The sequence below is a fragment of the Confluentibacter flavum genome, from assembly GCF_002843175.1.
Lineage (GTDB): Bacteria > Bacteroidota > Bacteroidia > Flavobacteriales > Flavobacteriaceae > Confluentibacter > Confluentibacter flavum.
The window spans coordinates 1-11,488 of sequence record NZ_PJEO01000013.1; the positions used below are offsets into that span (position 1 = coordinate 1).

7 protein-coding genes and 1 riboswitch are annotated in these 11,488 nt (G+C 35.3%); of the genes, 5 read left to right on the forward strand and 2 right to left on the reverse strand.

What is annotated here, in order from left to right:
* Positions 1–228: 228 nt before the first annotated feature.
* Together leuB and CSW08_RS02595 are read right to left on the reverse strand one after the other, a co-directional pair.
* Complete coding sequence (gene leuB, locus CSW08_RS02590; protein WP_106658353.1) at positions 229–1,347, reverse strand: 3-isopropylmalate dehydrogenase; 1,119 nt, start codon at positions 1,345–1,347, stop codon at positions 229–231.
* A gap of 10 nt (positions 1,348–1,357) precedes the next feature.
* Positions 1,358–2,533 (reverse strand): 2-isopropylmalate synthase, encoded by a 1,176-nt coding sequence (locus CSW08_RS02595; RefSeq protein WP_106658354.1) that lies wholly within the window; start codon positions 2,531–2,533, stop codon positions 1,358–1,360.
* A 149-nt stretch (positions 2,534–2,682) separates the two neighbouring features.
* Between CSW08_RS02595 and CSW08_RS02600 the strand changes: the two genes are divergently transcribed.
* The 5 genes from CSW08_RS02600 (at position 2,683) to CSW08_RS02620 (ending at position 11,413) form a co-directional block, all read left to right on the forward strand.
* Positions 2,683–4,242, forward strand: a complete 1,560-nt coding sequence (locus CSW08_RS02600; protein WP_106658355.1) for a hypothetical protein — start codon at positions 2,683–2,685, stop codon at positions 4,240–4,242.
* Positions 4,243–4,323: 81 nt separating this feature from the next.
* Positions 4,324–4,446, forward strand: a riboswitch (SAM riboswitch).
* Positions 4,447–4,609: 163 nt separating this feature from the next.
* A complete protein-coding gene (locus CSW08_RS02605; protein WP_106658356.1) occupies positions 4,610–5,887 on the forward strand; it encodes an O-acetylhomoserine aminocarboxypropyltransferase/cysteine synthase family protein in 1,278 nt (425 codons plus the stop codon).
* A gap of 8 nt (positions 5,888–5,895) precedes the next feature.
* Complete coding sequence (gene thrA / locus CSW08_RS02610; protein WP_106658357.1) at positions 5,896–9,297, forward strand: bifunctional aspartate kinase/homoserine dehydrogenase I; 3,402 nt, start codon at positions 5,896–5,898, stop codon at positions 9,295–9,297.
* 144 nt (positions 9,298–9,441) lie between these two features.
* On the forward strand, positions 9,442–10,617 hold the full coding sequence (locus tag CSW08_RS02615) for a trans-sulfuration enzyme family protein (RefSeq protein ID WP_106658358.1): 1,176 nt from the start codon (positions 9,442–9,444) through the stop codon (positions 10,615–10,617).
* A gap of 1 nt (position 10,618) precedes the next feature.
* Positions 10,619–11,413: a PhzF family phenazine biosynthesis protein gene (locus CSW08_RS02620; RefSeq protein ID WP_106658359.1), complete on the forward strand. Its 795-nt coding sequence runs from the start codon at positions 10,619–10,621 to the stop codon at positions 11,411–11,413.
* The last annotated feature ends 75 nt before the right edge of the window (positions 11,414–11,488 follow it).

An 11,488-nucleotide genomic window follows, 5' to 3' on the forward strand; every position in this document is an offset into this window, starting at 1 on the left:
CTCTAGTGCCAGAAACTATCAAGATGACAGTACGGTTTTAGAAATAGACGATGCTGGATTTTTCGGTTAGTTGTTAAAGGGCACTCGTTACAAACGAGCGCTAGCAGAGGAAAAAGTCAACAGGTAATATAGTATCAAGAGGTAAGCTCAAATAAAATAAAAAAGCGCACTTCTAAAAGTGCGCTTTAAGGATCCCAAAAATTATAATTTGGTGACTAACTCAAATAATTAAATAATTGTGGATTGTCCTAAATGAATGTTGGTAAAGTTTAGATTGGTTTCGTCAGGATTGTTAATAAAATCCTCTATGAAGTCCCCAACCTTGATTGTGGTGATGTGTTCGTATTTTGTATTTAAATCGGGGGTAGTAATATGAAGCTTTAATGACTTATCGACACCTTCTTTTACCAAAGAAGCTTCGTCATATAATTCAAAATGATCTAATAACATAGCCGCCGATAAAATCGCTGCTATAGGGTTTGCAATGCCTTGGTTTGAGGCTTTGTTGTAAGCTCCGTGAATGGGCTGAAACATGGCTTTTTTGTCGCTAAAAGATGCCGAAGCCAATAAACCTATAGAGCCTACGATGACCCCAGCAAGTTCAGATAGAATATCGCCAAACATGTTTTCGGTTAAAATAACATCAAACTGTCTTGGGTTAATGGCCAACTCCATAGCCGCTTTATCTATATACATGTAACTAACGGCAACATCTGGATATTGAGGTGCCATTTCTTGAATCACTTTACGCCATAATTTTGAACTTGCCAAAACATTGGCTTTATCAACCAAGGTTAATTTGCGTTTTCTTTTTTGTGCGGCTATAAAAGCTAAATGTGCAATGCGTTCTATTTGAAAGCGTGTGTACTGACAGGTGTCTGTAGCGGTGTTCCCATCGTCACTAAATGTTTTTTCACCAAAATATATACCACTAGTAAGTTCTCTGTAAATAAGAATATCAGTGTCTTTAATTTGTTTCTTTTTTAAAGACGACTTGTCTAAAATATCTTCGTAAGCGATGACGGGTCTTACATCTGCATATAAATCAAATGTTTTGCGTAAGCCCAAAAGACCTTGTTCTGGTCTTATTTTCGCCATAGGATCCATATCATATACAGCATTGCCAATAGCGCCAAATAGGATGGCATCTGCTTTTTCGCAAAGTGCAATAGTTTCCTGTGGTAAGGCAACGCCTGTTTTTTCTATGGCAGAGGCACCAACCACTCCGTAATCAAAAGTAAATACATGGTTAAACTCCATAGCAATAGCTTTCAAGACCTTAACGGCTTGTGCTGTTACTTCTGGACCAATACCATCGCCCGGTAAAACGGCAATATTTAACTTCATAAATTAACTTTTAAGACGAAATGATTTCTTTGTACAATTTACTATGTTCTATAATTTGATGAATATCATCATCATCTACTTGTTTCTTATTGTCTGCAAAGTCTAAAAAGCTAGTATATATGTCATCTAGCTGAAGCTTTGTTAATTCGTAACCTAAATTTTTAGCTCTGTAGGCCAAAGCTGCTCTACCACTTCTGGCAGTAAGTACAATAGCAGATTCCGTAACTCCAACATCCTTAGGATCTATAATCTCATATGTTTCACGTTTTTTAATAACCCCATCTTGGTGAATGCCCGAGCTATGTGCAAAGGCATTGGCTCCCACAATGGCTTTATTTGGCTGGGTGTAAATGCCCATACTCTCTGATACTAATTGGCTGATGCCGTATAACATTTCTGTTTTAATTCTGGTATCCAAATTAAGATATGGATGTTGTTTTAAAATCATAACCACTTCTTCTAAAGCAGTGTTTCCAGCACGTTCACCTATACCATTAATGGTACATTCAATTTGTCTGGCGCCGTTAATAACACCTTCAATGGAATTTGCGGTGGCCAAGCCTAAATCATTATGGCAATGGCAAGACAAAATAGCTTTGTCTATACCTTTAACATTTTCCTTTAGGTATTTAATTTTGGCACCGTATTCACTTGGCAAACAATACCCTGTAGTATCTGGAATATTTAAAACGGTAGCACCAGCTTTAATGACCGCTTCACACACACGAGCTAAATATTCGTTATCGGTTCTACCAGCATCTTCCGCATAAAATTCTACATCTTCAACAAAAGATTTAGCATATTTAACGGCATGAAAGGCACGCTCTAATATATCTTCTTGGGTGGATTTGAACTTGTATTTTATGTGAGAGTCCGATGTGCCAATACCAGTATGAATCCTTGGGCGTTTAGCATATTTTAATGCTTCGGCAGCTACTTTTATATCATTTTCAACAGAGCGTGTTAATCCGCAAACTGTAGCATTTTTTATTATTTTTGAGATGGCTTCAACCGATTTAAAATCGCCCGGGCTAGACACAGGGAAACCAGCTTCAATAACATCTACTCCTAAAATATCAAGTTGTTCTGCAATAATAAGTTTCTGTTCTGTGTTTAATTTACAGCCAGGAACTTGCTCACCATCACGAAGGGTAGTGTCAAAAATTTGAACGTTGTTATTCGACATTTATTAAAATATATTTTCGTATTCTTACTACGAATTTATATTTTGGTTTGTCAAAATCAGTATTCATCAATTGACTTTTACGATGTTTAACACTTCTATTATTGATTTAACTATTTGTATATCATATATTTAATATTGTTTTTACAACTATGACAAAGGAGCAAAAAGATAATTTGTTTGTACTAATAAAATCGTTATCAAAATCAGAGAAGCGGCAGTTTAAGCTATATGTTGGGCGTTTAGGTGTCAATGAAGATTCAAAATTTTTAATGCTTTTTGATATTCTTGAAAAACTATCTGTGTATGATGAATCGGTCATTTTAAAGAAGGGGATAGTAAAAAAGCAACAATTATCAAATCTTAAGGCTCATTTATACAAACAGATTTTAATCAGTTTAAGGTTGAATCCGTCGCATCAGGATGTTAGAATTCAAATTCGAGAACAATTAGATTTTGCCACCATATTGTATCACAAGGGTTTATATAAGCAAAGTCTAAAAATTTTAGAAAAAGCGAAGGCCGTTGCCGTTGCACATGAAGAAAAAAATGTGGCTTATGAAATTGTTGAACTTGAAAAAGTTATTGAATCCCAATACATCACCAGAAGTTTAAGCACTAGAGCCGATGAACTTTCTATTCAAGCCAAGGAATTAAGTCAGCAAAATGTGCTGGCAAGTAAATTATCTAATTTATCACTTCAATTATATGGTCTTTTCTTAAAAACGGGTTACGTTAAAAATGACAAGGAAACTAAACGAATTGTAAAATATTTTGAAGCTAGAATGCCAAAATATGATATTAACGACCTTGGTTTTAGAGAAAAATTATGGCTTTATAAAGCTTATTTATGGTATAGCTTTTTGACACACGATTTTTTGTCTTGTTATAAATATGCGACTAAATGGGTCAATCTGTTTTATGAAAATAAAGACATGATTACTTTAAATCCCGTATTCTTTTTACGAGGAAATCATTACTTGCTTGAGGCATTATTTTATTTAAGACATTATGAAAAGTTTAAAGAATCGCTCCTTAGATTGGAATCTATTACTAAGGAACCTTGGTTTCCAGTAGATGACAATTTGGAAGGTTTGGCATTCTTATATATTTACAACAATAAATTTAACCTCCATTTTATGGAAGGTAGTTTTGAAGAAGGCCTACCTTTAATTGATGAGGTTGTATTTAAATTGAAAGATTTTCACGACCGTATAGATGAGCATCATATTATGGTTTTTTATTATAAAATTGCCAGTATGTACTTTGGTGCAGGCGAAAGCAAAAAATGTATCTATTACTTAGAAAAAATAATTTCAAACAAATCATTACAAATGCGCGAGGATTTATTGTGTTTTACCAGAATATTGAATTTGGTGGCTCATTATGAATCTGGTTTAGATTACCATTTAGATGTACTTATAAAAAGCACCTATAAATTCTTAATTAAAATGGAAGATTTGTATGAAGTGCAAAAAGAGTTTATTAAATTTTTAAGAGGTTTGGGCGATATTTATCCGCATGAAGTTAGAAACGAATTCATCAAACTTCATAAAAAACTAAAAGAATTTGAGGATGATCCATACCAAAGTAGAGCGTTTCTATATTTAGATATTATTTCGTGGTTGGAATCTAAAATCCAAAACAGACCAATAGGGCTAGTTATTAGAAATAAATTTCATGATAATTTGGGAAAACATAAAAGTCATTGAAAAAAAAATTATTAAAAAAATTAGGATTTTAAATTTTTCTGACTGAATATTTGCATTCACAAAGTTCAAAAACGTATTGAAATGTTATCAAGAAAGGCGGAGGGATTAGACCCTGTGAAGCCTTAGCAACCCTTTATCCGTAAAGAAGGTGCTAAATTCTACCCACTTCTGAATAATTTTCAGAATAATTTGGATAGATAACCAAACGAAATTGCTTACGGCAATTTTTATTTCTTTTTAACATTTTTCTATTAAGTACATTTCGAAAGAAGTGTTTATTATTAATTAATAGTCTTTTACCTCTCCTTTGGAGAGGTCAGAAATAGCTGAAACTATTTCTAGGTGAGGCAAATAAAAAACTAGAAAAATGAGTACATTAAAATTAGCAACTAACGCATTACATGCAGGACATGATGTAACGGCAAACGCAGGAACTAGAGCGGTTCCTATTTATCAAACAACGTCGTATGTTTTTAAAAATTCTGACCATGCGGCGAATCTGTTTTCATTACAGGAACTCGGTTTTATTTATACGAGGCTCAACAACCCTACCAATCAAATTTTACAAGAACGTTTAGCAGCTGTTGAAGGCGGTATAGGTGCCGTAGTTTTTGCATCAGGAACGTCAGCTATTTCAACAGGTTTATTAACCTTGTTAAAAGCAGGTGACCATATTGTGGCATCTAGCAGCTTATATGGCGGTACGTATAATTTACTAAAAGTTACCTTGCCACGATTAGGCATTACCACAACGTTTGTGGATGCCGATAATCCAGATAATTTTAAACACGCTGTTCAAGATAATACGAGAGCCTTTTTTGTGGAATCTTTAGGAAATCCAAAATTAGATGTGTTGGATTTAGAAGCCATTGCTGTGCATTCAAAAGCGGCAGGTGTACCGTTTATTGTGGATAACACCGTTGCAAGCCCCGTCTTGTTAAACCCAATAAAACATGGAGCAGACATTGTGATCCATTCGTTAACTAAATATATTGGTGGACAAGGAACATCTTTAGGTGGTGCTATCATTGATGCCGGAACTTTTGATTGGGCTAACGGGAAGTTCCCAGAATTTACAGAACCTTCTGCTGGATATCATGGTTTAGTGTATCATGAAGCATTAGGTGCTGCGGCATATACGTTTAAATTGATATTAGAAGGATTACGGGATTTTGGTGGTGCTTTAAGTCCGTTTAACGCCTTTCAAATCATTCAAGGTTTGGAAACATTACCAGTTAGAATAAAACAACATAGTGAAAATGCTTTGGAACTGGCCAAATGGTTAGAACAGCAAGACGAAGTGGCTTGGGTAAATTATCCAGGATTGGCATCGAGTAAATATAAAGCATTATCAGATAAATATTTGCCAAAAGGACAGAGTGGAGTTATTACCTTTGGGGCCAAAGGGGGTTATGATGCAGCGAAAGCCATAGTAGATAATTCGAAATTATTTTCATTATTGGCAAACATCGGTGATACAAAATCTTTAATTATCCATCCAGCAAGTACAACGCACCAACAATTAACGGACGCTGAGCAAGAATCGACAGGTACTTCAAAAGATTTAATCCGTTTGTCGGTTGGTATTGAAGATATAGAAGATTTGAAAGCTGATTTAAAAGAAGCATTTAAAGCCATTAAATAATTTTTCAGTTGAATAAAGCATTGCAACATATCATCATCACAGATTATATTACAGAAAACAACGTATCTATTTCTGAAATCAAATTAAGCTATCAGCTATTTGGTAAAGATTTAGGTACGGCTCCTGTGGTATTGGTCAACCATGCATTAACGGGAAATAGTAATGTGGCTGGTGAAGATGGCTGGTGGACTGATTTGGTTGGGGATGATAAAGTCATTGATACCAAACTTTACACGGTTTTGGCTTTTAATATTCCGGGTAATGGGTTTGATGGTTTTGTTATTGAAAATTATAAAGATTTTGTAGCAAGGGATATTGCCAAATTATTTTTAATTGGTTTAAAAGAGCTTAAAGTCGATAAACTTTTTGCATTAATTGGCGGTTCGTTAGGTGGCGGTATTGCTTGGGAAATGGCTGTTTTAAATCCAGATATTACCGAGAATTTAATACCTGTGGCAACCGATTGGAAATCGACCGATTGGCTTATTGCCAACTGTCAAATTCAAGAACAATTTTTAATGAATTCTAGAAATCCGGTGCACGATGCCAGAATGCACGCCATGTTATGTTACAGAACACCAGAATCGTTTAACGAGCGTTTCCACCGTTCTAAAAATGAGGAATTGGAAATTTTTAATGTCGAGAGTTGGTTGTTGCATCATGGTAAAAAATTGCAGGAACGTTTTCAGCTATCGGCATATAAATTAATGAACCAACTTTTAAAAACCATTGATGTTACTAAAAACAGACCGAACGATTTTAATGTTTTGGAAAGCATTCATGGGAATATTTATATTATTGGGGTGGATTCCGATTTGTTTTTTACGGCTGAAGAAAATAGACAAACGCATAAACAATTGGCGTTGACAAATCCCAATGTCACTTATAATGAGATTAATTCGGTGCACGGACATGATGCATTTTTAATGGAATACGAGCAATTAGAAAAGATAATAGAAGGCATTTTTGTGCCAAATTCTAAAAAGAGACGCATGAAAGTATTAAAGTTTGGAGGCAAATCTTTAGCAAACGGCGAAGGGTTGAATACCGTGATTTCAATCATTGAAAATAAGGTAAAAGAAGGCGAAAAAATAACCGTTGTGGTTTCTGCCAGAAGTTCTGCTACCGATGATTTGGAAAATATTTTAAATAAAGCCTCAAAAGGACATCCCTACAAAGAAGTGTTGCAGGTTTTTAAAGATTATCAAACAGAACCTTTAAAGGATATTGATTTTTCTAAAGAATTCACCATTTTAGACAAACTGTTTGAAGGCGTCAGTTTATTAGGTGATTACAGCAATAAAACCAAAGATGAAATTTTAGCACAAGGCGAATTGCTTTCAGTGAAACTTATTTCAGCTTTATTGAATAAAAAAGGGATAAAGGCTTCGGCGGTTGATGCCAGGGAACTCATTAAAACCGACGGATCTTTTGGTAATGCACAACCTATTTTGCAATTATCGAAAGACAACGTCAAAAACTTTTATAAAAACAGCGGTAAAGATGTCGTCAATGTTGTAACAGGGTTTATTGCGTCTAACGCTAAAAATGAAACCACAACCTTGGGTAGAAATGGCAGTAACTATACGGCTGCTTTGTTGGCGAATTATTTAGATGCCGAAGAATTGCAAAATTATACGCATGTGAATGGTATTTACACAGCCAACCCCGATTTGGTTGAAGATGCCAAAAAAATTAGGGAATTATCGTTTAGTGAAGCCAATGAATTAGCAAACTTTGGAACCACCGTTTTACATGCTAAAACCATCATTCCGTTGGTTGAAAAAAATATCAACCTTCGTATTTTAAATACCTTTAATCCAGATGATGAAGGAACGTTGATTACGGCGAAACCAAATTCAAAAGAAGTCACCTCCTTATCGGTTTTAGATAATGTGTCGTTATTAAATTTGGAAGGACGCGGGTTGTTAGGAAAAAGCGGTGTGGATGCTCGAATTTTTGGAGCATTGGCAAATCATAATATTAGTGTCAGCATTATTTCGCAAGGGTCTTCAGAACGAGGAATTGGTTTGGTTATCAATTCCGAGCAAGCAACGCAAGCGGTTATCGCTTTAGAACGTGAGTTTGAAAATGATTTTTATTCGCAAGATGTCAATAAAATTGGCGTGGTAGACGATGTGTGTGTTATCTCCATTATTGGTATTGAGTTGAGTTCATTCCACAAACCGTTTAATGCCCTTATAAAAAACCAAATAGTGCCGTTATTGTTTAATAATACGGTGACTGGGAAAAATGTGAGTTTGGTTGTTAAAAAGGATCAGTTGCATAAAGCCATGAACGTGATTCATGGTGAGATTTTCGGAATTTCAAAGAAAATAAATATCGTCATTTTTGGTCATGGGGGCGTTGGTGGCGCTTTAATTAATCAGATTTTAAAATCGAAAGGCGATATAGAAAATCGAAAAGGCATCAACCTAAATGTGTTTGCTATAGCGAATTCCAAAAAACTGCTTTTAAACAAAAGAGGCGTTGATATTAATTGGAAAGATGCCATAAAATCAGCATCATTAGAAAATTCCATTCAAGATATTATAGCGTTTGCAAATACACATCATTTAGAAAATTTAATTGCCGTAGATAATACAGCGAGTCCTCATTTTTATAAAAATTATATACCGTTAATTGAGGCTGGTTTCGATTTGGTGTCATCCAACAAAATAGCCAATACCATTTCACATCAGTTTTACTCAGATTTACGTGTTAAATTAAAGGAAAACAATAAACAATATTTATACGAAACCACGGTTGGTGCTGGTTTGCCGCTTATAGATACCATTAAATTATTGCACGAATCGGGGGAAAATATTACCAGAATACGTGGGGTGTTCTCAGGCACATTAAGTTATTTATTCAATAATTTCTCGGTTCAAGACAAGCCATTTAGCGCCATTGTTCAAGAAACGATTGATAAAGGTTTTACGGAACCGGATCCTAGGGAAGATTTCTCAGGAAATGATGTCGCTAGAAAATTATTGATTTTGGCAAGAGAATTGGATTTACAAAATGAGTTTGAAGATGTATCGGTTCAAAATTTAATTCCAGAAGCGTATAGAGTCATTTCTGTGGAAGCATTTTTAAGTCAGTTGCATGTTTTAGATGATGAATTTCAGAAGATAAAAGAAAATCAAAAACCGGGTTATGTATTGCGATATGTAGGTGATTTGTCGGGCGATTTGTCAAAAGATAAGGGAAATTTAGAGGTGAAATTAGTGTCCATTCCAGGAGATAGTACTTTAGGTCAAATTAAAGGAAGTGATGCTATTTTTGAAATATTTACAGAATCGTATGGCGAACAACCTATAGTAATCCAAGGCGCAGGCGCAGGCGCACAAGTGACTGCCAGAGGTGTTTTTGGGGATATTTTAAGATTGTCTAAGCATATAAATTAATATATAAACCGCAAATTGGCAAATTAAACGGAATAATTATTTGTTAACTCCCCGAGAAAGAAGGATAAAAATAATAATGAATTTAGCAGCCAATGCATAGATTATTAAATCAAAAATTTGCGAATTTGCGGTAAAACAAAAATCATGAGCGAAGAAAGAAAACAATTTGAAACAGAAGCCATTCGTACGCAATTAGAACGTAGCGAATTTTTAGAACATACCAGCCCAATATACTTAACATCCAGTTTTGTTTTTGAGGATGCCGAAGATATGCGTGCCTCTTTTACAGAAGAAAAGGAACGTAATATTTACAGCCGTTTTTCAAACCCAAATACCACTGAGTTTGTAGATAAAATTTGCAAGATGGAAGGAGCCGAAAGTGGTTATGCATTCGCAACGGGTATGGCTGCTGTATTTTCAACATTTGCAGCGTTGTTAAAAAGTGGTGATCATATAGTATCGGCGCGTTCGGTGTTTGGTTCAACACATGCGTTGTTTGTGAATTATCTTCCAAAATGGGATATTACAACCAGTTATTTTGATGTCAATAAACCAGAAACCATTGAAAGTTTCATCACGCCAAATACTAAAATTCTTTATGCTGAAACACCGACCAATCCAGCAGTAGATATTATAGACTTGGAATTGCTTGGTGACATTGCCCAAAAGCACAATTTAATTTTAATCATTGATAATTGTTTCGCCACGCCCTATTTACAACAACCTATAAAGTTTGGAGCACATTTGGTCATCCATTCGGCTACCAAATTAATTGACGGACAAGGTCGTGTTTTGGGTGGCGTAACCGTTGGAAATGCCGATTTAATAAGAGAGGTCTATTTGTTCTCAAGAAATACAGGCCCTGCATTATCACCATTTAATGCGTGGATATTGTCTAAAAGTTTAGAAACCCTTGCGGTTAGGGTCGATAAGCATTGCGAGAATGCTTTAAAGGTAGCTGGGTTTTTGGAAAGCCATTCGAATGTGAGTTGGGTAAAATATCCATTTTTAAAATCGCATCCGCAATACGAAGTCGCTAAAAAGCAAATGAAATTAGGCGGTAACATTGTCGCTTTTGAAGTTAAAGGGGGCATAGAAGGAGGTCGTAACTTTTTAAATGCCATCAAAATGTGTTCTTTGGCAGCAAATTTAGGTGATACAAGAACCATAGTCACACATCCATCCTCAACAACACACAGCAAATTATCGGAAGCGGATAGATTGCAAGTCAGTATTACCGATGGTCTGGTAAGAATTTCGGTGGGGTTGGAACATATAGATGATATTATTACAGATTTAAAACAAGCTTTAGAAAATTAAAATGCAATTATTTACTGTTGATTCTTTTACAAATATTCCTTTTAAGGGAAACCCTGCGGCAGTATGTGTTTTGGAAAAACCGCTGACTGAAGCTGCTTATATTGATATAGCACAAGAAATGAATCTTTCTGAAACTGCTTTTGTGTACGAAGAAAACGGTCAGTACCAACTCAGATGGTTCACGCCAACTCTAGAAATAGATCTTTGTGGACATGCTACTCTGGCGACGGCTAAAATTCTTTTTGAGAAATTCAACGTAACCAAAGACGTTCTCGAATTCCATACTAGAAGTGGGGTGTTGACGGTGAAAAAAAGGGGGCATCAGTTAGAAATGGATTTTCCAATTGGTAAAACCCAACCTGAAAATTCCGATGATGCTTTATTAGAAGCGTTTTTAGGTGAAAAACCCATAACCGTTAATAGTGATAAGGATTGGTGTTTGGTTGAAGTCAGTCAAAGTGATTTGATTAGGCATTTAAAACCTCAATTTGAATTGTTAAAGAAGCACTCCAAAAAGAAATTTATCATCACAGCTAAATCTTCTGAGAAGGAATACGATTTTGTTTCTAGAATGTTCGCGCCAGATTTCGGCATTGACGAAGATCCTGTTACAGGTTCTGCACATTGTTACTTGGCAAATTATTGGAGTGAGAAACTGTCTAAAAATACACTCATTGGTTACCAAGCGTCAAAACGTGGCGGTGTGGTAATATGTGAGGTTATAAATAATGACAGAGTGCTTTTAATTGGCGATTGCGTTATTATGGCTGAGCTTTTGGTGGCGTGGGATAAGTAGATGCATTATTTTGAATTTGGAATAATTTTCTAAAAGCTTTAGTTACTATTGCAAAGTAAAAAACGTATATTTCAG

What these genes read in the sequence shown, in the direction of transcription:
- leuB (WP_106658353.1), bottom strand. Translation starts at nt 1,347, where the DNA reads ATGAAGTTAAATATTGCCGTTTTACCGGGCGATGGTATTGGTCCAGAA.
- CSW08_RS02595 (WP_106658354.1), bottom strand. Translation starts at nt 2,533, where the DNA reads ATGTCGAATAACAACGTTCAAATTTTTGACACTACCCTTCGTGATGGT.
- CSW08_RS02600 (WP_106658355.1), top strand. Translation starts at nt 2,683, where the DNA reads ATGACAAAGGAGCAAAAAGATAATTTGTTTGTACTAATAAAATCGTTA.
- CSW08_RS02605 (WP_106658356.1), top strand. Translation starts at nt 4,610, where the DNA reads ATGAGTACATTAAAATTAGCAACTAACGCATTACATGCAGGACATGAT.
- CSW08_RS02615 (WP_106658358.1), top strand. Translation starts at nt 9,442, where the DNA reads ATGAGCGAAGAAAGAAAACAATTTGAAACAGAAGCCATTCGTACGCAA.
- CSW08_RS02620 (WP_106658359.1), top strand. Translation starts at nt 10,619, where the DNA reads ATGCAATTATTTACTGTTGATTCTTTTACAAATATTCCTTTTAAGGGA.